This is a genomic window from Flagellimonas crocea (genome assembly GCF_033441595.1).
GTDB classification, from domain to species: domain Bacteria; phylum Bacteroidota; class Bacteroidia; order Flavobacteriales; family Flavobacteriaceae; genus Flagellimonas; species Flagellimonas crocea.
This window is the reverse complement of the sequence record NZ_JAUZVX010000003.1, coordinates 419721-444240: the sequence shown is the minus strand read 5'-3', so window position 1 is coordinate 444240 and position 24520 is coordinate 419721. Positions and strand designations below refer to the sequence as shown.

At 42.3% G+C, this 24520-nt stretch carries 18 protein-coding genes; 13 read left to right on the top strand and 5 right to left on the bottom strand.

The genetic code is table 11. The features are described from left to right. Positions 1-27 precede the first annotated feature (27 nt). Together SD449_RS11400 and SD449_RS11395 are read left to right on the top strand one after the other, a co-directional pair. The gene (locus tag SD449_RS11400) at positions 28-648 is read left to right on the top strand and encodes a DUF4097 family beta strand repeat-containing protein (protein WP_318310722.1); all 621 of its coding nucleotides are present in this window, start codon (positions 28-30) and stop codon (positions 646-648) included. Positions 649-681: 33 nt separating this feature from the next. Beyond that, the gene (locus SD449_RS11395; protein WP_318310721.1) at positions 682-1332 is read left to right on the top strand and encodes a lipoprotein signal peptidase; all 651 of its coding nucleotides are present in this window, start codon (positions 682-684) and stop codon (positions 1330-1332) included. On the opposite strand, the gene SD449_RS11390 is transcribed toward SD449_RS11395, so the two are convergent. Continuing rightward, complete coding sequence (locus tag SD449_RS11390; RefSeq protein ID WP_318310720.1) at positions 1320-1883, bottom strand: 5-formyltetrahydrofolate cyclo-ligase; 564 nt, start codon at positions 1881-1883, stop codon at positions 1320-1322. The two genes, SD449_RS11395 and SD449_RS11390, sit on opposite strands and share 13 nt — an antisense overlap. A gap of 482 nt (positions 1884-2365) precedes the next feature. Here SD449_RS11390 and uvrC point away from each other — a divergent pair, with 482 nt between their 5' ends. The 8 genes from uvrC (at position 2366) to SD449_RS11350 (ending at position 14956) form a co-directional block, all read left to right on the top strand. Further along, positions 2366-4159 carry an excinuclease ABC subunit UvrC gene (gene uvrC / locus SD449_RS11385; protein ID WP_318310719.1) on the top strand — a complete coding sequence of 598 codons (1794 nt, stop codon included), beginning with the start codon at positions 2366-2368 and terminating at the stop codon, positions 4157-4159. 3 nt (positions 4160-4162) lie between these two features. Further along, a complete protein-coding gene (locus SD449_RS11380) occupies positions 4163-6430 on the top strand; it encodes a patatin-like phospholipase family protein (protein WP_318310717.1) in 2268 nt (755 codons plus the stop codon). A gap of 335 nt (positions 6431-6765) precedes the next feature. Then, positions 6766-7548 carry a DUF3108 domain-containing protein gene (locus SD449_RS11375; protein WP_318310716.1) on the top strand — a complete coding sequence of 261 codons (783 nt, stop codon included), beginning with the start codon at positions 6766-6768 and terminating at the stop codon, positions 7546-7548. 10 nt (positions 7549-7558) lie between these two features. Then, entirely contained in the window at positions 7559-8533 is a 975-nt protein-coding gene (locus SD449_RS11370; RefSeq protein ID WP_318310714.1) for a tryptophan 2,3-dioxygenase family protein, read from the top strand. Positions 8534-8540: 7 nt separating this feature from the next. After that, positions 8541-9821: a peptidoglycan DD-metalloendopeptidase family protein gene (locus SD449_RS11365; protein ID WP_318310713.1), complete on the top strand. Its 1281-nt coding sequence runs from the start codon at positions 8541-8543 to the stop codon at positions 9819-9821. Beyond that, a complete protein-coding gene (gene pgi, locus SD449_RS11360) occupies positions 9821-11458 on the top strand; it encodes a glucose-6-phosphate isomerase (protein WP_318310712.1) in 1638 nt (545 codons plus the stop codon). The genes SD449_RS11365 and pgi overlap by 1 nt, the downstream gene beginning before the upstream one ends. Positions 11459-11630: 172 nt before the next feature. Next, a complete protein-coding gene (locus SD449_RS11355) occupies positions 11631-14423 on the top strand; it encodes a TonB-dependent receptor (protein ID WP_318310710.1) in 2793 nt (930 codons plus the stop codon). 95 nt (positions 14424-14518) lie between these two features. Continuing rightward, positions 14519-14956: a hypothetical protein gene (locus SD449_RS11350; RefSeq protein WP_318310709.1), complete on the top strand. Its 438-nt coding sequence runs from the start codon at positions 14519-14521 to the stop codon at positions 14954-14956. A gap of 61 nt (positions 14957-15017) precedes the next feature. Here SD449_RS11350 and SD449_RS11345 read toward each other — a convergent pair whose 3' ends face one another. Both SD449_RS11345 and SD449_RS11340 read right to left on the bottom strand, forming a co-directional pair. Further along, positions 15018-15419, bottom strand: coding sequence for a JAB domain-containing protein (locus SD449_RS11345; protein ID WP_318310708.1), 402 nt, complete (start codon positions 15417-15419; stop codon positions 15018-15020). A 97-nt stretch (positions 15420-15516) separates the two neighbouring features. Continuing rightward, entirely contained in the window at positions 15517-16554 is a 1038-nt protein-coding gene (locus SD449_RS11340; protein ID WP_318310707.1) for an endonuclease/exonuclease/phosphatase family protein, read from the bottom strand. A 101-nt stretch (positions 16555-16655) separates the two neighbouring features. On the opposite strand from SD449_RS11340, the gene SD449_RS11335 reads away from it, so the two are divergent. Together SD449_RS11335 and SD449_RS11330 are read left to right on the top strand one after the other, a co-directional pair. After that, the gene (locus SD449_RS11335) at positions 16656-19391 is read left to right on the top strand and encodes a TonB-dependent receptor (RefSeq protein WP_318310706.1); all 2736 of its coding nucleotides are present in this window, start codon (positions 16656-16658) and stop codon (positions 19389-19391) included. A gap of 10 nt (positions 19392-19401) precedes the next feature. Beyond that, entirely contained in the window at positions 19402-20766 is a 1365-nt protein-coding gene (locus SD449_RS11330) for a DUF5689 domain-containing protein (protein ID WP_318310705.1), read from the top strand. A 4-nt stretch (positions 20767-20770) separates the two neighbouring features. On the opposite strand, the gene SD449_RS11325 is transcribed toward SD449_RS11330, so the two are convergent. Next, on the bottom strand, positions 20771-21301 hold the full coding sequence (locus tag SD449_RS11325; protein ID WP_318310703.1) for a lipid-binding SYLF domain-containing protein: 531 nt from the start codon (positions 21299-21301) through the stop codon (positions 20771-20773). Positions 21302-21395: 94 nt separating this feature from the next. After that, a complete protein-coding gene (locus SD449_RS11320; protein ID WP_318310701.1) occupies positions 21396-22010 on the bottom strand; it encodes a DinB family protein in 615 nt (204 codons plus the stop codon). A gap of 281 nt (positions 22011-22291) precedes the next feature. Here SD449_RS11320 and katG point away from each other — a divergent pair, with 281 nt between their 5' ends. Next, the gene (gene katG, locus SD449_RS11315; protein ID WP_318310700.1) at positions 22292-24505 is read left to right on the top strand and encodes a catalase/peroxidase HPI; all 2214 of its coding nucleotides are present in this window, start codon (positions 22292-22294) and stop codon (positions 24503-24505) included. The last annotated feature ends 15 nt before the right edge of the window (positions 24506-24520 follow it).

Genomic DNA, 24520 nt, shown 5'->3' with positions numbered 1-24520 from the left:
GGAAACGCCTACGGGCGTTTTTTATTTATGAGAACACTGCTCTCGTTGTTCGTTTTTAGTATGCTTGTGCCAGTCCACGGACAAAAGTTGGTAAGAAAGGCTTTTATCGGACCCAACACCGATGCCATTCAAATAGATGCACAATATTGCTATAAAATCGATTTAAAGACCGCATCGACCAATGAGGTCCAAGTATCGGCAAGTATGGAGGGAGAATATGCCAAGGACCTGCTGATCTCCATCGAGCAAAACGGCACTACCGCAAGGATCAGTGCAGATTTTCAACCACTGTTTATAAACCCCAACGACAAGCTAAGCGCACATAAAGTGGTGTCCATTGCCTTGGAAATTAGTGTTCCGGAATATAAGACCGTGGACGTTTATGGAACCAATACCAATTTATACGCCACAGGAAAGTTTGAGGACCTCAGTGTAATATTATCCGATGGACGTTGCACTTTGGAAGACGTTTCAGGTAATACAGAGGTGACCACCCAAAAAGGGGATATTTGGGTTACGGTGCCATCTGGGAACATTAAGGCGGAGAGTGCCTACGGAAAAGTTGAAAAGGAATCGATACCTTTTGGGGACAATCAATTTGTTCTGAAGACGGTAGAAGGTAATATCTTCCTCACTAAAACAAAATAATATCCATATTTTTGCAATCCTTTTAGTAAGCGCATGAATTTAAAAAAGTCCCTTATTGTCATTATCCTGATTTTGCTTGTAGATCAAATAAGCAAGATTTACATCAAAACCAGTTTTATACTGGGTGAGTCGCATGAGGTTTTTAGTTGGTTCAAAATACTTTTTATTGAGAATGAAGGGGCTGCATGGGGTACTAAACTCAGTGATCTTTTGCCTATTTCCGAACCTGCAGGGAAATTGATTTTGACCATATTCCGGATTTTCGCCGTATTCGGTATTGGATACTGGCTGTGGGACATCATCAGAAAACAATCACCACGAACTTTGATTTTGGCGGTTTCCTTGATTTTTGCGGGAGCTGTGGGCAACATTATAGATTCTGTGTTCTACGGGATTATTTTTGATCACAGCAATGGGCAGGTCGCCACCTGGTTCGCCGACGAACCTTATGGAAGTCTGTTCCACGGCAAAGTGGTGGATATGCTCTATTTTCCTTTGGTCGACACTACTTGGCCAGAGTGGGTCCCATCAGTTGGCGGAAAGCGTTTTCGGTTTTTTGAGCCCGTTTTCAACATTGCAGATACCGCGATCAGTACAGGGGTAGGTATTTTGATCGTGTTCAATAAAAAGGCGTTTCCAAAAACTTCGGAAAAGAAGGAAGAAGTTTCCGATCAGAATGCATAGGTCTTTTCCGGTGTGACGCAGTAATCCAATCGTATGTCATTTTCATGGACATCACTGATCGGTTGTTTTTCAGCTTCAAAAAATGATAGCCCCACTTTTATGGTTTCCTTACGGCATTTGTCCAAAAAAACATCGTAAAATCCTTTTCCGTATCCCACACGGTTGCCCAAAGCGTCAAAAGCTAAAAGGGGAACAAAAACAACATCGATTTTACTTTCTGGAATTTCTATGCCATCCACTGGTTCCGGAACCCCCCAAGCACTTTTTTTAAAAGAAGTATTGTCGGTAAGCAAATAGTTTTGCATGGTATTTTTGCCCACGACTTTTGGGACGACCACGTTTTTATCCTTGCCCTGCAATAGTGTGATCATGGGAAGGGTATCGACCTCGTTTTTATCCTCGATACTTAAAAATATATGGTAATAAAAAAAATCCCAGATTGGGATTAGAAGTAAACGGTTTGCTAAAATCAAGCTCAAATCTGAAGCTTTGGTGATACTGATATCAGCTCTCAGATTTGTATATTTTTTTCTTAGTTCACGTTTCAACATATATATGTTGAAGGATTTTAGGATTGGTTTTGGGGTACCGAATTGTTATTCTCCCTTGGTAGCAACGGAAAAAAAGATTTTGAAGAAAAGCATCAAAATCAAGTACATTCCCAAAACGATGACATAGTTTTCCATAGGACTGTTATTATATGGTTAAATGTAAATAAAACATTTTAAAAAATTACCATGAAATGCATTTTTTATCGATGAAATACATGTTTTTTAGCAACTGTTTAACAATTTAGACCCAATTAAAACAACGAAACTGCAGCTTTTCCATAGTTTTTTTGCGGAAAAACCATAATTCTAGGTTTAACCAGGTTATTTCGCAACAGAGCGCATCGGCTGCTTTTGACCATTTATGGGATCAACACGGCCATACATCAATGCAGAACAGGAATTGATCAAGTTTAACAAGAAACACCATAATTAAAGTATAAATTTGTTGTAAGTGAAGAAAAGGTAGATCGTTTAGAGCCCATATGTCCGAACCAGTATCCCTAAAAGTACAATTGAGCGCACTCCCAAACAATCCGGGCGTGTACCAATTTTATGATGCTGATGGCAAGATCCTTTATGTGGGCAAAGCCAAAAACCTTAAAAAAAGGGTCGCTTCGTATTTCAACAAAAAACAGGAATACGGAAAAACCCGTGTTCTGGTAAAAAAGATCCGATCCATTAAGCACATTGTGGTACCCACGGAGTCGGATGCACTTCTGTTGGAGAACAATTTGATAAAAAAGTTGTTGCCCAGATACAATGTTCTGCTCAAGGACGACAAATCATATCCTTGGATCTGTATTAAAAATGAACGTTTTCCGAGGGTATTTTCCACACGAAAATTGATCAAGGATGGCTCGGAATATTATGGCCCCTATACCAGCATGAAAACTGTGAGGACCTTGCTGGATCTGGTCAAGAGCCTTTATCCTTTGCGTACATGCAACTACGATCTTTCCGAAGAGAAAATAGACGGTGGGAAGTACAAAGTATGTCTCGACTACCATTTGGGCAACTGTTTGGGTCCATGCGAAGGCCTGCAGACCGAAAAGGAATATCATGGTCAGATTGAAGATATCCGCCAGATCATAAAAGGGAATTTCAAAAACTCCATACAGACTTTTAAGCAGCAGATGAAAGACTTTGCCGAAGAAATGGAGTTTGAAAAAGCACAGCGCGTCAAGGATAAAATTGATGTTTTGGAGAATTATCAGGCAAAATCCACCGTGGTGAACCCGAAAATCAACAATGTTGATGTGTTTACCATAATTTCGGACGAAACCCATGCGTATGTCAACTTTTTACAACTTTCGCACGGAGCCATCATCAGGTCCCATACCTTGGAAATCAAAAAGAAGCTGGAGGAAAGCGACGAGGAACTTTTGCAACTGGCGATTACAGAAATTAGGCAACGGTTCAATTCAACTTCCAAAGAGGTATATCTTCCGTTCCCCGTAACGGTAGATGGCAATTTAAAAGTGACCTTGCCCAAACTGGGAGATAAACGAAGGATCTTGGACCTATCGGAACGGAACGCCAAATTTTACCGACAGGACAAACTGAAGCAAATCAAGATAACGGACCCGGATAGACATACCAAAAGGATCATGGCCCAAATGAAATCCGATCTGCGCCTTTCCGAGGAGCCTCGCCATATTGAATGTTTTGACAACTCCAATATTCAGGGGAGCAACCCAGTAGCGGCCTGCGTGGTTTTTAAGGATGGGAAGCCCTCCAAAAAGGATTACCGCCATTTCAACATTAAAACGGTAGAAGGCCCGGACGATTTTGCCAGTATGGAAGAGGTAGTGTTCCGCAGGTACAAGCGATTGCTCAACGAAGAGGAGTCATTGCCCCAACTTATTGTGATAGATGGAGGAAAAGGGCAATTGTCCTCAGCATTGAAAAGTTTGGAAGTTTTGGGATTGAGGGGAAAAATCGCCATTATTGGCATAGCCAAGCGGTTGGAGGAAATTTATTTTCCAGAAGATCCCGTGCCACTTTATCTGGATAAAAGGTCGGAAACCTTAAAAATAATCCAGCAACTGAGAAATGAGGCCCACCGTTTTGGTATTACGCACCATAGGAACAAAAGGAGCAAAGGAGCGATTGGTTCGGAATTGGTGAACATTGAAGGAATTGGGGAGAAAACTGCCCAACAGCTATTAAAAAGCTTTAAATCGGTCAAGCGAATCAAGGAAGCCTCGCTTGAAAATTTGACAGCCTCCGTTGGAGCGTCAAAAGCAAAGAAAATCTATAAAACCTTTCATAAGTAAGCAATGCGAAACAAGGCAACGATCATAACCATTCTATTTGCTTTACTTACCACAGTGGGCATTTCTCAAACTTCCGCGGAGGATAGTCCGCCAAAAGTTGGTCTCGTACTAAGTGGTGGCGGAGCCAAAGGGTTGGCACATATTGGGGCCCTTAAGGTCATTGAGGAATCGGGTATTCGAGTGGATTATATCGGCGGAACAAGCATGGGGGCCATTGTAGGGGCGCTCTATGCCTCGGGATATTCTGCTCAACAATTGGACTCCATATTCAGGAGCACCGACTTTACCGAGCTGATCCAGGATAATGTGCCGCGAAGCGCCAAAACGTTCTACGAGAAGGAGGATTCTGAGCGCTATGCCCTATCCCTGCCGTTTGAAAATTTTAAAGTTTCCTTTCCGCAGGCAATTTCTGGCGGACAAAATATTTATAACCTATTGGTGCAATTACTTTTTCATGTAAAGGACGTGCAGGATTTTAGAAAACTGCCCATACCTTTTTTATGTATGGCCACCAATGTGGAAACTGGAGAAGAGGTATTGCTGGATAAAGGATACCTTCCCGAGGCCATTGTGGCCAGCGGGACCTTCCCCTCTCTTTTTGAACCTTCCGAAATTGATGGTGATATTTTGATCGATGGCGGTGTGGTGAACAATTATCCTATTGACCAGGTCAGGAAAATGGGCGCGGATATCGTGATCGGGGTGGATGTGCAGCATGACTTGGCCACGAGGGAATCCCTTTCTTCCGCTACGGAAATTTTGCTGCAGATCAACAATTATAGAACGGTGAACGATATGCGCAAAAAATCCACGCAGACCGATATTTATATCAGACCGGATATCGATGAGTTTTCCGTTATCGCTTTTGAGAAAGGGAACCAGATCGTTAAGAGCGGCGAGGTGGCCGCCCGATCCAAGATGGAGGAATTGGAGAAAATATCACAGTTACAGAACAAGTCGGCGAAGCCACGAAAATACATCAAGGTGATGGATAGCCTTACGGTAAACAGATTGATCATTAGGGGAAACGATCAATACACTAGGGGCTATATCAAAGGAAAGCTAAGGTTCAATCTGGCGGAAGAAATTTCGTTCGAGGATTTAAGGCAGGGAATGAGCAATCTTTCGGCCACGGGCAACTTTAAGGCAATTAGGTACGATTTGGTTTCCAATGGATTGGGCACGGATTTGATTTTGAAGCTCAAGGAGAATCCTATCAAAATGTACATAAAAATGTCCGCCCATTACGACGATCTTTATAAAAGTGCCGCCCTGATAAACCTCACCAGAAAGAATTTTTTAATGAAGGATGATGTGGCTTCCTTCGATTTTATTCTGGGAGACCATTTGCGTTACAATATGCAATATTATTTGGACAAGGGATACTATTGGAGCTTTGGGGTGAATTCCAAACTCACCGATTTTGATGCGGAGACGGATTATTCCCTAATTCAGGGAAATTTTAATGTTCCGAACGACCCCAATATCCAAAGGGTCAATATAGATGTTACGGATTGGACCAATCAGGTGTATTTGCAGACCGTGCTTCAGGAGGAGTTTGCATTTACTATTGGCGCAGAACATAAATTCCTGAACTATAGTACCCGAACGCTTAATCAGATAGATCCGGATGCAGAAGTGAATGCCGCTGCCACCAACCAGAGGACCACTTTTGAAAACTCCAATTATTTTAGTGCATTTTCCCAGATAAAGTTGGATACGTACGATGATAAGTATTTTCCTACAAGAGGACTTATTTTTGATGGTGATTTTCATTTTTACGCGTTCTCATCCGACTATAATAAAAACTTTTCCGAGTTTGGCGTGGGTAAGGCAAAATTGGGAGGGGCCTTTTCCCTGCTTCACAATATTAGCATGCAGATGGAAGCAGAAGGAGGAGTCAAATTGGGCACGTCACCGGTCACATCCTTTGATTTTATTCTGGGTGGATTCGGAAACGATTTTGTAAACAATTTTGTGCCCTTCTTCGGATATGATTTTCTAAGCTTACCGGGCAATAGTTATGTAAAGGGGTATGCCAGAATGGACTATAACGTAGCCCCAAAGCACCATTTGCTTCTTTCGGCCAATTATGCCAACGTGGATGACGATCTGTTTAGAACGGGGGATTGGTTCAAGGAGCCAAGTTTTTCCGGTTATGGAATTGGCTATGGATTTGAATCATTTATGGGCCCTATCCAAATTTATTATTCTTGGTCTCCGGAGATCAGTGACGGCAATTTTTTCTTTAGCGTAGGGTATTGGTTCTAATGGAATCATGTTAACGATAGCGCTGATTCTCTTAATAATTTGTCAAAAAAAACGGTAAAACCCATCAATATAGTAGGGGTTTAGTTAAAGTCCGTTAAAAAGAGTTTTTCCTACAAAACCTTACCGTATCTTTGGAGCACATAAGGGGTGGTTCCCTTATAACTTTAAGTATTGGTTTTTCATAATTTAAAGTTTGGTTGGTTATTTAGGAAAAGCCCAGTCTTGAGACTGGGCTTTTTTTTGTTTATACTATTTTGGAATAAGTTTTGTTTAAGTATATGTGAGCAGCGTAGCCCCTAAAGTGATTTTACTAATTTTATACCATGAAATTGCATATGAAAAAAATTATAGCACCACTTTTATTGCTTCTATTGGCAATGCCGGTGATGGGGCAAAACCAACGTCCGGCCTTTAAGCCTGGGGAATGGCTAAAGTTTAGGATCCACTATGGTATTTTGAACGCAAGCTACGCTACCATGCACTTGACCTCCGATAATATAGGTAACGTACCTGTTTACCATGTGGTCGGAGAAGGAAAGACCACGGGATTTGCAAGCATATTTTTTAAGGTCGATGATACCTACGAAAGCTATTTTGGCCGTGAAAACGGCAGGCCGTACAAATTCATCCGAAAAATTGACGAGGGCGGTTACACCAAGGACATAGAAATCGAGTTTGATTATAAAAAGGACAAAGCCGTTTTAATAGACAACAAGAACGGCACAAAACAAGATTTTCCTATACATCATGGAATACAGGATTTGATATCCGCATCCTATTATTTAAGGAGCAATTATAATTTGGAGGAATTCGAAGTTGGGGATTCCATTGATCTGGACATGCTGTTTGACGACGATGGTGTTTTTAAGTTTCAACTGAAATATTTGGGAAAAGAAATCCTACGGACTAAGTTTGGAAAGGTGGAATGTCTTAAATTTAGACCTTTGGTACAGTCCGGCCGTGTTTTTAAGGAAAAAGAGAGTCTAACCCTTTGGGTATCCAATGATTGGAACAAAATACCCATACGAATAAAGGCAGACCTCGCTGTAGGATCCTTAAAAGCGGACCTTGACGGGTATAATGGCCTAATGAATCAGTTTAAAATAATAATGGATTAGTTGTGCGTTAATGGATAAGGATGCAAAAATCGCTTCCCAAATCAATAAGCTAGAGGAAAAGTACAAAAACTCAGGTCAAGATCTAAGCTCTTACTTGGACGGGCTTCTTTACGAAAGGTATCTCACTTACTGGGATTATATCCACTTGGATACCCTTTTGAGCCTGCAGGTGCCAAGGACCCATTTCCCGGATGAAGAAATCTTCATCATGTACCACCAGATCACCGAATTGTACTTTAAACTCATCCTTCACGAACAAAAGCAAATTGTTTCGGACAAGTCTCAGGACGTTCAGTTTTTTATTGAAAAAGTGAGGCGCATCAACAATTATTTCCAAGCCCTCATTTCCTCATTTGGCATCATGATAAAGGGAATGGAGCGCGAGCAGTTCCTCCGGTACCGGATGGCATTGCTTCCGGCGAGTGGATTTCAATCCGCACAATATCGGATGATAGAGTTCTACGCCACCCCACTGGAAAATATGGTGCACCCATCCGAAAGGGATAAATTTTCATCAGAAAACAGTATAGAAGAATTGTTTGAGCATGTCTACTGGAAAAAAGGTGCTACCGACCTGGCCACAGGGGAAAAGACCTTGACACTGAAACAATTTGAGGTCAGATATACCCCTAGGCTCCTAAGGATTGCCAATCAAGTAAAGGACAGTACCATATATCACAAATATCTTCAATTGCCCAATGCTTCCCAAGGCAATGAAGAGTTGATTTCAGCGTTAAAGGAAATGGACCTGAATGCCAACGTAAATTGGCCGTTGATGCATATGGGTTCTGCACATAGATATTTGGCAAGGGAAGGCAAAGATGTGGAAGCCACGGGAGGTACCAATTGGAAGGACTATTTGCCACCGAGTTTTCAGAAAATAATTTTTTTCCCAACTTTGCATACCAAAGAAGAGTTGGATGCATGGGGAAAACAATGGGTAGACCATATATTTAATCCAACAAAAAAAGAATACAAGGAATAGAGGAGAAATGCGGAAAATTATTGGGGCAATTTTGACACTGGTGGTGCTGGTGTCGTGCAAAGAGACTAAACAACCATTAGAGGAGGTGGCAACCGTTGAAACTATCGTGAAACCTCCGGTACTGCATTATGGTTTTAATCTTGACGACTACAAAGTGGTGCATGATACCGTAAGGAACGGGGATAGCTTCGGCGAGCTCATGCTCAGGAACAAAGTGGATTACCCCAAAATTGCGGCTATTTCCGAAAATTACCGCGATACCTTTGATGTCCGAAGGATTCAGGTAGGCAAACCATATCTTATTTTAAAGTCCAGGGACACTTCCGAAGTAGCGGAAGTTTTCATCTACCAAAATGACAAGATAAATTATACCGTAATAGACCTTCGTGACTCTACCAGAGCTTACAAGAGCAAGAAAAAGGTGAAATTGGTGGAACGAGAGATAGGCGGTGTTATCGACCATAGCTTGTCCATGTCCATAGATACTTTGGGAGTGGATTACAACCTAACTTTTCTACTTTCGGACATATATGCATGGACCATCGATTTTGGACGCTTGGACAAAGGGGACAAATTCAAGGTGATTTTTGATGAACGATATATCAACGATAGTATATACGCAGGTATCGGTTCCATAAAGGCAGCTTATTTTGAGCATAAAGGAAAAACCATTTATGCTTTTCCTTATATATCCGATGCAACCAATAACATCTTGGAATATTTTGACCAAGATGCCAATAACTTGAGAAGTACCTTTTTACGTGCACCGATTAAATTCAAATATCGATTGTCCTCTCGCTACAACCTGAAGCGAAGGATTGCGTACTACGGATATAAGGTAAGGCCCCATAAAGGAACTGATTTTGCCGCACCAATCGGAACGCCGATTGTAGCTACCGCCGACGGTACCGTAACCGAATCGACCCGAAGGGGCGGGAACGGTAAATACGTCAAAATAAAGCATAATGGCACCTACAGTACCCAATACCTGCACATGAAGGCCCAAAACGTAAGGCGGGGCGACTTTGTACGCCAAGGCGATGTAATCGGTTGGATCGGTATGACTGGAAATACGGGGGGACCACACGTTTGTTACCGTTTTTGGAAGAATGGCAGACAGGTGGACCCATTTCAGGAAGAACTTCCTGCTGCAGAACCCATAGCAGATTCCTTGCGTTCGGATTACTTGAAGCACATTCAACCGTTACGAGATCAATTGGATTGTATCGAATTTATTTACCCGACTCCAACAGAACCCGAAGAAACCCTAATCTCATACACCCAATAATGGCATTACCCATAATCAACCCTACTACTACTGAAGCCTGGAAAAAACTTCAAGAACATTACCAAGAAACCAAGGACCTTCACTTAAGGGAGCTCTTTTCAAAAGAAGACAATAGGGGAAAAAATTTGTCCATACATTGGAACGATTTTTTGGTCGACTATTCAAAAAATAGGGTGACGGACGAAACTTTGAAGCTATTATTGGAACTGGCCGATGAAGTAGGGCTCGAAGCGTCCATTAAAAGTTATTACGAAGGGGAAATTATAAACCAGACCGAAGGGCGGGCCGTTCTGCACACCGCTCTGCGTGCCCGAAAAGGAGACAAAGTTTTTGTAGATGGAGCAAATATCGTGGATGAGGTATTTGAGGTAAAGCAAAAGATAAAAACCTTTTCGGAAGCTGTGATTTCCGGAGAAAGAAAAGGACATACCGGAAAACCATTCACAGATATCGTAAATATTGGAATCGGGGGATCGGATTTGGGACCTGTAATGGTTGTCGAAGCGTTGAAATTCTATCAAAATGATCTAAAAACCCATTTTGTAAGCAATGTGGATGGTGACCTGGTTCATGAAGTATTGAAAGAACTCAATCCGGAGACCGCATTGTTCGTGATCGTTTCCAAATCGTTTACCACACAGGAAACCTTGAGCAACGCACTGACCATTAAAAAATGGTTCCTTAAAAGCGCATCCGAAAAAGATGTGGCCGATCATTTTGTTGCGGTATCCACCAATTTGGAAAAAATCAAGGAATTTGGGATAGCCGACGATAATGTTTTCCCCATGTGGGATTGGGTCGGCGGGCGATTTTCCCTTTGGAGCGCCGTAGGATTATCCATTGCACTTTCCGTAGGCTACAAAAATTTCGAGGCCCTTTTGGATGGTGCGCATGAGATGGACGTTCATTTTAAGGAAACTCCATTCAAGGAAAACATCCCGGTATTGTTGGGACTTATCAGCGTTTGGTACAACAACTTTTATAAGGCCGAAACAGAGGCCATTATTCCATACACTCAATACTTGCACCGTTTTTCGGCATACTTGCAGCAAGGTATTATGGAAAGTAATGGTAAAAGTATGGATAGGGCAGGAAACAGGGTTGGTTACGAGACAGGAACCATCATTTGGGGCGAACCGGGAACCAATTCGCAGCATGCCTTTTTTCAATTGATACACCAAGGCACCAAATTGATTCCAACCGATTTTATCGGATTCAAGAAATCCTTGCATGGTGATGTAGACCATCATAATAAATTGATGGCTAACTACTTTGCCCAGACCGAGGCTTTGATGAACGGAAAAACCGCAGAAGAGGTCGAACAAGAGTTGAAATCCCAAGGATTGTCCGGTGATGAAATCCAAACACTGCTTCCCTTTAAAATATTTGAGGGAAACAAGCCTACAAACAGTATTTTGATTGAAAAATTGACCCCGAAATCACTGGGTGCACTGATTGCATTGTATGAGCACAAGATATTTGTTCAAGGAGTGGTCTGGAACATCTTCAGTTATGATCAATGGGGGGTTGAATTGGGAAAACAATTGGCCAAAAATACCTTATCGGATATCGAGAATTCAGAAATTGGCAAACACGACAGTTCCACATTGAACCTTTTGCATTTTTTTAAGGAGTAAATTACCATCTTCCTAAATTCCTTTAAAAAGGCTAAACAATTGTTTTTCAGATAACTTGATTTGTTAATTTAGTGTTAACTATATTTGCATGATTTTAACTTTGGCTTAATCGCAGAGTGTCAAAAATGAATCACTTTTGCAGGGCTAATTAAACACTTAAACACTGAATTAAATGAAAAGAATCTACTTGGCTATTGCGGCTGTTTTTGTTTCCGCGATGGCATTTGCACAAGGAACTCTTACTGGTACGGTCACCGACGGTGAAATGGGCGGACCGCTACCAGGTGCAACCGTGATGGTTAAAGGAACCAGCAACGGTACATCTACGGATTTTGACGGAAACTTCACTTTGGAAGTCAGCCAAGGCTCTGGCACATTGGTGGTATCTTACATCGGATTTCTTAGAAAAGAAGTCGCTTTTACTTCAACAGGTAATGTTGGAACAATTGTATTGATGCCCGATGCTGAGCAACTTGGAGAAGTTGTTGTTACCGGCGTAATGGATATTGCTAAGGATAGGGAAACGCCTGTTGCTGTTTCCACAATCAGGGCCGCAGAAATCCAAGAAAAGCTTGGTTCTCAAGAATTTCCAGAAATATTAAGATCCACTCCTTCTATTTACGTTACAAAACAAGGTGGTGGTTTTGGTGATGCAAGAATCAATATACGTGGATTTGACACGAACAATTCTGCGGTAATGATCAATGGTATGCCTGTTAACGATATGGAAAACGGACAAGTATATTGGAGTAACTGGGCCGGACTTTCTGATGTAACTTCTGCCATGCAGGTTCAAAGAGGTTTAGGATCATCCAAATTGGCAATTTCATCCGTTGGAGGAACCATTAATGTCGTGACGAAAGCTGCGGACAAAAAAGAAGGTGGAGCTGTTTCAACATCAGTTGGAAACAACAACTACCTTAAGACATTGGCCTCATACAACACAGGAATCATGGAAAATGGTTTATCTGCTTCCCTGTTGTTGAGCAGGACTGCTGGCGACGGTTATGCTGATGGAACCAGTTTTGAAGGATATAATTACTTTTTTGCACTTGGATACAATCCAAATGACAAGCACAGCTTTCAGTTTACTGTAACAGGTGCTCCACAACAGCACAATCAAAGAAGTTTTGCACCAACTTTGAACGATTATATCAGATTTGGTAATGGTACCGATCCAGACATTCGTTATAACAGTGATTGGGGTTACAGAAATGGTAAGGAATTTACTTTTGGAGGAAACTTTTACCATAAACCTATAGCGTCTATTAACTGGGATTGGAACATTTCGGATAAATCGTCACTTTCAACTGTAGTGTATGCTTCGTTCGGACGTGGCGGATCTATAGGTTCAATAGGTAGAATTAACGGGAACCAATCTTTTTCATCAACTTTTAAAACTGCGGATGGGTTGATCAGGGTCGATGATATTGTGGCATGGAACCGTGGTGCCGATGTGCCTGACTTTGGAGACCCTAGAGAAACGTACACTTTTGGAGGGGAATTGGCCAATCAAGGTTTGTTCGTGAACGGAAACAACAATTCTTTTGGATTTGTTAGTGACAGTGATTTTGTGAGAGGCCCTGAAAACGGTATTTCACAAAGATCTTCCGTTAACTCACACAACTGGTTCGGAACAATCATCAACTTTAACAATGAAATAAATGAAAATTGGAGCTGGGATTTAGGGGTTGATCTGAGAACTTATAAAGGATATCATTACAGAAGATTGGTCGATCTTTTAGGGGCAGATTATTACGTTGACAATGACGACATCAATAATACTTTCAATTTCATACAAGAGACATATGCACCTACAATCAGCAATACCTTGAATGTATTCAAGAATATTGATGATGAGAAAAAAATAGATTACTACAACCTTGGTTTTGTAAGATGGGCAGGCGCCTTCGGACAATTGGAATATAAAAAGGACAATGTTTCTGCCTTTGTTCAAGGTTCCATATCCAATCAAGGATTTAAGAGAGAAGACCCATTCAACTACTTGGATTCAGATCCTGAGCAAACCACAGAATGGGTAAATAAGGTTGGAGGAAACATAAAGGGCGGCCTTAACTACAACTTGGACGAAAAACACAATGTTTTCGCCAATGCAGGTTATTATGTTAAGCAGCCTCTCTTCGACGCGGTTTTCTTAAACTTTGTAAACGACATTAATCCAGAACTTACGAACGAAAAAATTCTTGGTTTGGAACTTGGTTATGGTTTCAGGACTTCTTTTTTCAATGCTAACGTCAACTTGTATAGAACTTCGTGGAAAGACAGGTTTGTTTCAGATAGCTACAGCAGATTGGATGGATCGGGCAATGTAGTTTTCCAAGGATCTGTAAACTATAATGGTGTTGAACAGGTTCATACAGGTCTTGAAGTGGATTTCGTAGCAAAACCAACTTCCATGATCAGCGTGAATGGAATGCTTTCAGTAGGTAACTGGGAATACTCTGGAAACCCATCAGGTACTGTTTTTGACAATGGAAACAATCCTGTAGGTGAAGCCAACCTTATTTTGGATGGCGTAAAAGTAGGGGACGCCGCGCAATTTACCTCATTGCTTGGTGTTGATATTGAACCAGTGGAGAGATTGTCATTCGACGTAAGTTGGTTCCATGCGGACAATCTATATGCAGATTTTGGCCCTGAAGATTTTGTAGATGAAGATAATAACGGTGTTGCAGATAGTGACTTTTTGCTAAAACTACCAGCTTACGATCTTTTTGATGCAGGGGTTTCATATAAAATGTTGTTGGGTGCGGAGAAAACAAAGTCTCTTAATCTAAGGTTAAACGTGAACAACGTTTTTGATGAACTTTACATTTCAGAAGCAGAAACCAACTCTTCGCCAAATACTGATCCTGCTGATAACTGGAACGGAATAAACAGGTTTAATAGAGTGTTTTTTGGATTTGGAAGAACTTGGAACTTTAGTATTAGATATAACTTCTAGAGTAAATTTTTAATAAAATTAAAAGCCCTTCGCTCTGGCGAGGGGCTTTTTTTATGCCCAAAATTCCGTATTTTTAGACACACAAACTATACCTAATGGAAATCATCAAGAACCTACACTCTTATTTGGCCTACGTAGTGCTGGCCGTATTGGTAATAGCCGTAATCAATGCCATTGCTGGTTGGTTGGGCAAAAAAGACTTCACACTTCAAAAAGACCTTCGTATAAGCTTGTTCGCACTTATACTCAGCCACATACAACTATTGGTGGGGCTTATTCTGTATTTTATATCAGCTAACGGATTTAAAGCCGTTCAAACTTTGGGTATGGGTGGACTCAATGCTCCTGCGCGCTTATTGGCCGTAGAGCATCCATTCATTAATATTATAGCTTTGGTTTTGATAACCATAGGTTGGTCCCGCCATAAAAAGTTTATGGAAAGTAGTAAAAAGTTCAAGACCATTTCCATTTTCTATGGACTTGGATTGCTGTTGATCTTGAGCCGTATTCCTTGGGCGCAGTGGTTTGCTTAATTTCATTCCTGCGGCAGGCAGGAAGGCAGGAATCTTATACAGTTTACTTCGTAAATTTTCCTTAAATGGTCACGTAATTAACCTCAGAGATAATTATGTGGTCTAGCAGTTCTATTTCTAATATAGCGGCAGCCTTCTCCATTCGTTCTGTAAACGCGATATCTGCCTCGCTGGGCTCCAAGTTACCAGAAGGATGATTGTGGCAAAGGACAATTTTATGGCATTGCTTAGCCGCAGCCAAACTTAAAACTTGAACTGGTGTGACAATGTTGCGGTTGTTCGTTCCAATCGTCACTAATTCTATGTACTCAATATCGTTTGCCGTATTGATGCCAATGGTCCAGAAATATTCTTTTTGCCTGTGGATTTTGTTCTGTCGCCAAAGCACCTTTTGCATAATGCGGGCAATATCATCGGTGCCGGATATATGTTTGTCCTCGTCTTTCGGAAGTCTTACTGTCATGAGATAAAGATATTAAATGTTTTGTCACCTTGAGCGCAGTCGAAAGGCAGACAAAACATCTCGCCTGTACTCGATGTGATTATTTTTTGGAAATCCATCATTTAACCTCCTTCAATAAAAACAAATACGCAGGAAAGTGGTCGCTATACCCAGCTGTATAGGTGCCGCCCGAGTAGGTACGTAGCGGATACCCCTTAAACCGTCCTTCATCGGTTCGGATAAATTGCGGTGCAAAAATGCCCGCTTTCCAAAACGATAGGGTTGTTCTGTCCTCGGTCACTAAATTGGAGGTCATAAAAAGTTGGTCGAACAAGTTCCACTTGTCTCGGTAGGCCAACGAACCAATCCCTTTTTTAAACATAGCTTCCATTGGGTTGTACAGGCTGACACTGTCCAACTGACGTTTTTTGCCCTTTGTTTTCAGTATTTTTTTCAAACTGTCATCAATGGGGTCATCGTTCAGGTCACCCATCGAAATAATTTTGGCATCCAAATCCAATTCTTGGATGGAGTCAATAATTCGCTTGTTCAATAAAGCCGCACGAACACGTAAAGGTGAACTTTTAGCGGCTCCGCCCCTACGCGATGGCCAATGGTTCACGATAAAATGAATTTCTTCACCATCCATAGTGCCACCTACCACCAATTGGTCGCGAGTATATTTCCTTTCGCTCATATCATCAAACAACAAAAGCCGATGACTTTTAAACGACGATGGGATAAACGCTGCCTTTTTATAAAGCAATGCGACATCAATGCCCCGTGCATCAGGGGAATCAAAATGGATAATGCCATAATCCTTATCCCGTAAATTGGGATGTTGCACCAAATCTTCCAGCACATCCAGATTTTCAACCTCGCAAAGCCCCACAATGTCGGGGGAGGTTTTAGAGGTTTCGGCACCAATTTGGGAAATAACTTTGGATAGGTTTTCTACCTTTTGCAAGTAGCGTTCCTGTGTCCAATGATAACTGCCCTCGGGAGTTCGGTCATCATCAAAAGTGAGGGAGTCGTTTACCGTGTCGAAAAGGTTTTCACAGTTGTAAAAAGCAATCGTTCTTAAGGTGTATGTCTTGGACTTTTGTCCATAAAGTGAGGTCGATATTAATACAAGTAGGCATATTAATAATCGCATTTTATTTTGATTTTGTAGCTAAAATAGGTACAATTGTTGGCTTTTATAAAGTTTGTACAGCAATTACAACCCCTTTTTTATTAATTAACCTACAATAAGCTATGAGGCTAGCCATAGTATTGGCTGTGCTTTGTTGTTGTAAACCGCTGTACGCACAACAAAGTACCCGAGTTACAGGGCAATTGATGGAAAAGGCAAACAAATTGCCCATTTCCAATGCCAAAATTTCATTGGAAAACACTTTAAAAGAGTTTTCTACAGATTCCGGCGGTAAGTTTGAGTTCGACCTACCGGGTAGAGAAACAGAGACACTACATGTTTCCGCCCTGGACTTTATTCCCAAACGATTTTCGCTCCATTTGGATGGAAACCCGATTGATTTAGGCGTGATTTATCTGGAAAGGGACATTGCCCACGAACAGACAGACAACCTTATTTCGTTAACAGATGGTGACCTTTCCGATGATTTTGAATCGGTTTCCAGCTCCATGGGACTGTTGCAATCCACTCGTGACATTTTTCTAAACCGTGCCGCGTTCGATTTTGGACAGGCTTTTTTTAAGGTGCGAGGTTATGATTCACGAAATGGCCAAGTGTTGATCAACGGTATTCTCATGAACAAATTTTTTGATGGCAGGCCACAATGGAACAATTGGGGCGGACTTAATGATGTGGTCAGAAATCAAGAATTCACCAACAGCCTAACGTTGAATCCGTACACCTTCGGCGGAATTTTGGGCAACACGAACATCATTACCCGACCTTCTGGTTTTCGTCCTGGTCTGCGGTTGTCGTCATCTATGTCCAATCGTACCTATCGCGGTAGGTTGATGGCTACTTACAATTCAGGAGAGAAAGCAAGTGGTTTGGCCTATTCCGTATCCGCTTCGCGGCGATGGGCCAAGGAAGGTTATGTAAATGGAACGCTGTATGATGCCTACTCGTTTTTTGGAGCATTGGAGTATCAATTCAACCCTGAAAACAGCATTACGTTTACCTCTATATGGGCACGTAACAGACGCGGACGCTCCTCTGCTGTCACGGAAGAAGTCTTTGATTTGATGGGTGGTCAATACAACCCGTATTGGGGCGAGCAAGATGGGAAAATTCGTAACTCTAGAGAGCGTGAGATTTTTGAGCCCTTGTTTTTGCTCAACTATGCTTTGAACAAGAAAAAGGTCAATTGGAATATTGGGGTTGCCTATCAAACAGGAATCAATTCCAGAAGCAGGCTTGGCTATTACAATGCACCGAATCCCGACCCAACGTATTACCGTTATTTGCCCAGTTACCACATCAACAGTTCCATTGGAGCGGATTTTATCAATGCAAACTTGGCAAAAGAAGCGTTTTTGGAAAATCCACAACTCGATTGGGAGCAACTGTACACGGCGAATGCCAACAATGGCGAAAAAGCAGCCTATTTACTTTATGATGATGTTGCTCAGAACACTTCCATTTCAGGTGCCACCAATTTGGATTATGCTTTGAATGATTTCATCAAACTTGGCTTTGGCGGAAATTACGGAGCTACGGCATCTGAAAACTATGCCGAAATACAAGATTTGTTGGGAGCTACTTATCACGAGGATATGGACACCTTTTCCAACACCTTGAATAATGTTGATGGGGAATTACAAAAGACAGATGGTGAGAAATTCAATTATCATTATAATTTGGATGCTTTCCAAATGGAAGGATTTGCCCAAGTGCAACTGACCTCCAACAAGTGGAATGGATTTGTGTCAGCTTCATATTCCAACTTTAATGTACAGCGTAACGGACGCTTCAAAAATGAGCGCTATTTGGAAAACTCCTTCGGAGCAAGCGAAAAAATAACCTTTTCCAACCTGGCCTATAAAGGAGGGTTCACCTATTTCCTGACAGGGAGACATTGGTTTACGGCCAATGCTGCGATGGTGGAACGACCGCCCATCATACAGAACATTTTTATCAACCCACGGGAAAATAACGAAACGGTTCCCGAGCTTCAGAAAGAGGTGGTCAGCAGCGTGGACTTGAGCTATTTTGTGCGCCTCCCAAGCTTAACGGGACGAGTCAGTGCGTTTTACACCAGGTTTCAGCATACCACCGACATTAATTTCTTTTTTGTGGATTCAGGGCTGGGTTCCGATTTTGTTCAAGAAGTAATCACGGGATTGGACAGGCTTCACAAAGGCATTGAGTTTGGTTTTGAGTACGAGGCATCATCCAGTGTAAAATTGACCGCTGCGGGAAACATTGGGCATTATGTGTACGCGAGCGACCCATCTGTTCAAATCAATTTTGATACCGCAGGCGCCGAAGAAGAACTTATTGCTCCCGAGGGAAACATAGATTTGGGCATTGCCGATCTCAAGGATTTAAAACTGGCCCAAGGGCCACAAACTGCATTGGCGCTGGGAGTATCCTACCGAGCTCCCAAATATTGGTGGATAAGCGGTACGACCAATTATCTCACGAATAATTATAGCAATCTTTCCACCATTACCAGAACGTCCAGTTTTCTCATCGACCCCGAAACCAATGAACCTTTTCCCGATGCTACCGAAGAGAATGTGGCCAAATTGCTAGAGCAAAACAAACTCGACGATATCTATTTGTTGAATTTGGTCGGGGGCAAATCCTGGTTGATCGATGGAAAGTACATCAGCTTTTTCGCCAGTGTCAACAATGTGTTTGATACGGTTTTCCGCACGGGCGGATATGAGCAGAGCAGGAACGGAAATTTTGGCCAGCTGAAACAGGACAATCAGAGTGGAACGCCCTCCTTTGCCCCAAAATATTGGTACAGTTACGGAAGAACCTATTTCTTGAATTTGGCCATCAGCTTTTAATCTATTTCTTATGAAAAACGTGATTTTAAAAATTATCGGAACCTTCATTTTGATTTCCTTTTTATGTTGTGTGGATGGAAGGGATTTTGACAATATCGAAGGGAATTGCACAACGGAAATAGCGTCAAATATTACTTTTTCCGAATTGGATTCTTTGGTGCAAGATGATGCAGTCCAGATTCTGGATGATTTGATTTTAGAAGGTTATGTAGTCTCATCCGACCGTGCTGGGAATTTTTTCGGGGTGCTTTATCTGCAAGATGCCCTAAGCAATCCAAAATCAGGACTTCAACTTGAAATGGACTTAAGGGAATCCCATTTGCAATTTCCAGTGGGGAGCAAAGTTTTTGTAAAGTTGAAAGACCTTTATTTGGGCAAAAAAGGAAGTAACCTTCGAATCGGGAGCGTTTTCTCTTCCTTTGGAAACCTTTCCATCGGCAGGTTGCCTTCGGGGAAGGTTTTTGAACATCTTTTTGTGGCCTGCGATGGCGCAGGGAGTCCCGACCCTGTGCTTGCAACTATATCAGAAATAGATAGTCTGCCTTCCAATATATTGGTAGAACTGCAAAATGTGGAGTTTGCGGAGGAAACCTTAGGTGAAACCTATGCCATTCCCCAAGAAGAAACCGAACGGACCCTGCTGGATTGCGAAGAAAACGAAATTGCACTTATAAACAGTGGTTATGCCGATTTCCAAGCCGAACCGTTGCCCGAAACAAACGGAACCATTACTGCAATCTTAACCAAGGATGGGAAGACCCCTCAACTCGTAATCCGAACGTTGGAGGACGTAAACTTTACCGAAGAGCGTTGCCCAGAAATTATCACCGAGTTCACTTCCAACCAAATTTTTATTTCTGAATTGGCCGACCCCGATAATAATGCAGGCGCTCGTTTTGTGGAACTCTATAACGCTTCATCAGAGCCGTTGGACCTAAACTTGTGGACGCTTCGCAGATACACCAACGATAATACGGAAGTGAGCTCCACCATTGATTTATCGGGTTTTATAATCGGTGCTGAGAGTACATTGGTGATCTCTCCCAACGCTACAGAATTTGAACTGGTCTATGGCTTTGCTCCCGATTTGGGAGTATCCACCAACAGTCCTGCAGATTCCAATGGGGATGATAATTTGGAGTTGGTCGACCCCTTCGGAACCGTAATCGATATGTTCGGGGTAATCGGGGAGGATGGTTCAGGAACCAACCATGAGTTCGAGGATGGAAGAGCGGTTCGCAATCCTGATATTTTGGAAGGTAATCCAATTTTCACCTTTGGTGAATGGACCATTTTTAATGATTCAGGAGAAGCAGGGACAACAAAACTCCCCCAAAATGCCCCCGAGGATTTTACCCCAGGGGTTCGGGATTAAAATATTAAAACGCCTTATAGCTAAACTTTTGTCCACCCACAGAAGCATCGGCCATAAGACCCGCTTTGGGAAGTGCAAAAACGGCCACACCATCCTTGTATTTAGCGTTAAAGGCTATGCCCGATTTTAAGGCAACTGCAGAAGTTTCAGCAGCAAACTGGAACTTTTCGGTCTTAAAACGTTGCAGGTCCACATCGGTTTCAAAGAAAATTACTTCAATGATGGCCTGTCCGCCTGCCTGTAGTCCAATGTTCAATTTTTTAAGGTCGGCCATTCCCACGGCATCACCGTTTTCATACACCACACCGTTACCGGATGCACCTCCGATGATGAAACCACCTTTCCCTACATTGGGAAATATCACATAGCCTGCGGATTCATCAAAAAAACGCTCAAGGCCTGGACTGGTTTCCAATAAGGTGGTCTTCGCTTTTTGAGCATCGGCCATTATTTTTTTGTCTTTTTTATTCTGAGCAGAGGCAATGGTGACGAAAAATAGAAATGTTGCCAAAGCTATCGATTGTAAATGTTTCATAGTGTTCTTTTAATATATACCAAAATTAAAAAAACAACCCCTTCCGTTTTGGAAAGGGTTTGCCAATAAGTGTTAAGAAAAGCCTATTGTTTGGTTATTCCATTTCTGGAAAATCCTCATGGTCCATTACCTCTTCCATTTGTAGAATATGACGTTCGCAATGGCCTGCCGCAAATACAATAAACTGTACCACATCCACGGTGCCAAAAGGAAGGTCGCTGTTAAAACGATTTCGTAGGTCGTCCTCGGTAATTTTTACATATGCTATAAGTGCCTCCCTGCCATCAATAAATGCTGCAAGAGTTTCGTCGGTGGAACCAAACTTGCCGCTGGGCTCGAACGGTTCGGATGTCTTCACTTTGTTCGAACGGTCCACGACCATGGGCATAATTTGCTCATCTTTGAATACCAAGGAATCCTTTAGACTTGGTTTTGGTCCTTCAGCAACGGATTTATGGACAATTTCAGAAAATGTTCTTTCCGTAAGCGCCAGATGCTCCACGCATTGGGCTATCGACCAAGAAGTGGGGTCTGCTTGAAAGTTGAGCTGTTCTTCCGAAAGACCATCAAGTACCTCTTTCAAATGATCTCTGGTTTCCGTCAAATATTTGAGCATCATTTTTCGATCCTCTGGACTAAGACCAGTGCTGGAATCTTTGGCAAAACTTAAAAGTATAAATGCAACAAAAGGATAAATTAATTTTTTCATTTGTGATAATGTTTAATGTATTGATTGATTGATTGTAGATCTCTATAATTGAGAAGATTAAATTTAAAACTAAATCCGTCTGGTTTACCAAATATTTTCTCGGTGCATAAAAAAATATTCCCATTCCTTGTTGAAAAGGACATTGGGGGAGGCGATGATGTCAAATATTATATAGACAATACCTATATTTTAATAGTATTTTAATATCAAAACTCTATTGTAAAGAAGCTCATTTTCGTAACTTTAAAAATTGGAAAACTATATAAAACAACTATAAAATCATGAGTAAAGAATTGGCAAATGGAGCGGATGAAAGTCTTTGTCCGCACTTAAACGCAATGAACCAGGCAGCTGGTGAAGGAACTTCGATTGATTATTGGTGGCCCGAAAAATTGAACTTGGGCATCTTACGTCAACACTCTAACCTAACAAACCCTTTAGGAGAAGATTTTGACTATGCTGAAGCTTTCAAATCCTTGGATTTGGATGCTGTAAAAAAAGATTTAACGGATCTGATGACCGACAGCCAAGATTGGTGGCCTGCGGATTATGGGCATTATGGGCCCTTCTTTATCCGTATGGCGTGGCACGCCGCGGGTACTTATCGTGTTCAAGATGGACGTGGAGGTACCGTAGGTGGACAACAACGTTTTGCCCCATTGAACAGCTGGCCGGACAATGCCAACTTGGATAAGGCCCGTCGTTTGTTATGGCCTATCAAACAAAAATATGGCAACAAACTTTCTTGGGCAGACCTTATGATTCTTACCGGTAACGTGGCCTTGGAGTCCATGGGCTTTAAGACTTTCGGTTTTGCAGGAGGTAGAATTGATGATTGGGAAGCAGATAAATCCGTAAACTGGGGACCCGAAAAAGTATGGGTCGGCGATGAGCGACACGATGAAGAAGGTGTACTGAAAGGAAACCTTGCAGCTGACCACATGGGGTTGATCTATGTGAACCCAGCAGGACCGAACGGAAACCCTGATCCAGCATTGGCCGCCAAGTATATAAGAAACTCTTTTAAGAGAATGGCAATGAACGATGAGGAAACTGTGGCCTTGATCGCTGGTGGACACACCTTTGGTAAGTCTCACGGTGCCGGACCGCACGAGCATAAAGGAGTTGAGCCAGAAGGTGCCGCTTTGGCCAACCAAGGATTCGGATGGATGAGTGACTTCAAATCAGGTAAGGGACCCGATACCATTACCGATGGTGAGGAAGGAGCTTGGACAAATAACCCGATCAAATGGGATATGGGCTTCTTTGACAACCTATTTAAATATGAATGGGAAAAGACCACAAGTCCAGCTGGCGACGTTCAATGGCAACCTGTAAATGGTGGAGGTGCAGGAACCGTAATAGATGCCTACGATCCAAACAAGAAAAATGCTCCAATGATGTTCACTACGGACTTGGCATTGCGAGTTGACCCTGATTATGAAAAAATTTCAAGAAGATACCACGAAAACCCTGACGAGTTTGCAGATGCCTTCGCACGTGCATGGTACAAGCTAACGCACAGGGACATGGGTCCTAAAGCGCTAATGTATGGACCTGAGGTGCCAGAAGAGGATTTGTTGTGGCAAGATCCAATTCCAGAGGTCGACTACGAAGTTATCAACGATTCCGATGTAGCGAACTTGAAGGGAAAAATCTTGAGTGCTGGACTCACGGTCACCGAATTGGTATCCACGGCATGGGCTTCCGCTTCCACTTTCCGTGGTTCCGACAAACGTGGTGGAGCTAATGGCGGACGCATTCGCCTGGCCCCTCAAACGGGTTGGGAAGTAAATAACCCAACGCAGTTAAAGAAGGTTCTGAATACCTATGAAGTGATCCAACAAGGATTCAATGATGAGCAATCCGGAAACAAAAAAGTATCCATTGCCGACCTTGTGGTACTGGGAGGTGTTGTAGGAATTGAAAAAGCTGCCAAGGATGCAGGTCACACCGTTTCAGTTCCATTTACTCCAGGACGTACAGATGCATCGGCCGAACAGACCGATGTAGAATCATTCTCATGGTTGGAGCCTCAAGCGGATGGGTTCAGAAATTATTATGCCCCCACCTTTGAGACCACTCCGGAGACCATGCTGATCGATAAAGCAGAACTTTTGACGTTGACAGCTCCGGAAATGACGGTTCTTTTGGGTGGATTGAGGTCTATCAATATAAACTATGATGGATCCAACCACGGAGTTTTGACAGACAAACCCGGAACCCTGAACAACGATTTCTTTGTGAACCTTTTGGATATGGCGACCCAATGGGAGCCTACTTCCGAAGCAGAGGAAGCTTTTGAGGCGAAAGACCGCAAAACAGGTGATGTCAAATGGACCGCAACCCGCGTAGACCTTATTTTTGGGTCCAACTCTGAGCTTCGCGCCCTGTCCGAACTCTATGCAAGTAGCGATTCCAAAGAAAAGTTCGTGAAGGACTTTGTGGCTGCATGGACCAAGGTGATGAACCTAGATCGATTTGATTTGAAATAATTTCAATAATAATAG

Coding starts and splice junctions, on each gene's coding strand:
- pgi (WP_318310712.1), top strand. CDS start 9,821: ATGGCATTACCCATAATCAACCCTACTACTACTGAAGCCTGGAAAAAA.
- SD449_RS11370 (WP_318310714.1), top strand. CDS start 7,559: ATGGATAAGGATGCAAAAATCGCTTCCCAAATCAATAAGCTAGAGGAA.
- SD449_RS11355 (WP_318310710.1), top strand. CDS start 11,631: ATGAAAAGAATCTACTTGGCTATTGCGGCTGTTTTTGTTTCCGCGATG.
- SD449_RS11340 (WP_318310707.1), bottom strand. CDS start 16,554: ATGCGATTATTAATATGCCTACTTGTATTAATATCGACCTCACTTTAT.
- SD449_RS11395 (WP_318310721.1), top strand. CDS start 682: ATGAATTTAAAAAAGTCCCTTATTGTCATTATCCTGATTTTGCTTGTA.
- SD449_RS11350 (WP_318310709.1), top strand. CDS start 14,519: ATGGAAATCATCAAGAACCTACACTCTTATTTGGCCTACGTAGTGCTG.
- SD449_RS11365 (WP_318310713.1), top strand. CDS start 8,541: ATGCGGAAAATTATTGGGGCAATTTTGACACTGGTGGTGCTGGTGTCG.
- SD449_RS11330 (WP_318310705.1), top strand. CDS start 19,402: ATGAAAAACGTGATTTTAAAAATTATCGGAACCTTCATTTTGATTTCC.
- uvrC (WP_318310719.1), top strand. CDS start 2,366: ATGTCCGAACCAGTATCCCTAAAAGTACAATTGAGCGCACTCCCAAAC.
- SD449_RS11380 (WP_318310717.1), top strand. CDS start 4,163: ATGCGAAACAAGGCAACGATCATAACCATTCTATTTGCTTTACTTACC.
- katG (WP_318310700.1), top strand. CDS start 22,292: ATGAGTAAAGAATTGGCAAATGGAGCGGATGAAAGTCTTTGTCCGCAC.
- SD449_RS11320 (WP_318310701.1), bottom strand. CDS start 22,010: ATGAAAAAATTAATTTATCCTTTTGTTGCATTTATACTTTTAAGTTTT.
- SD449_RS11325 (WP_318310703.1), bottom strand. CDS start 21,301: ATGAAACATTTACAATCGATAGCTTTGGCAACATTTCTATTTTTCGTC.
- SD449_RS11335 (WP_318310706.1), top strand. CDS start 16,656: ATGAGGCTAGCCATAGTATTGGCTGTGCTTTGTTGTTGTAAACCGCTG.
- SD449_RS11400 (WP_318310722.1), top strand. CDS start 28: ATGAGAACACTGCTCTCGTTGTTCGTTTTTAGTATGCTTGTGCCAGTC.
- SD449_RS11345 (WP_318310708.1), bottom strand. CDS start 15,419: ATGACAGTAAGACTTCCGAAAGACGAGGACAAACATATATCCGGCACC.
- SD449_RS11390 (WP_318310720.1), bottom strand. CDS start 1,883: ATGTTGAAACGTGAACTAAGAAAAAAATATACAAATCTGAGAGCTGAT.
- SD449_RS11375 (WP_318310716.1), top strand. CDS start 6,766: ATGAAAAAAATTATAGCACCACTTTTATTGCTTCTATTGGCAATGCCG.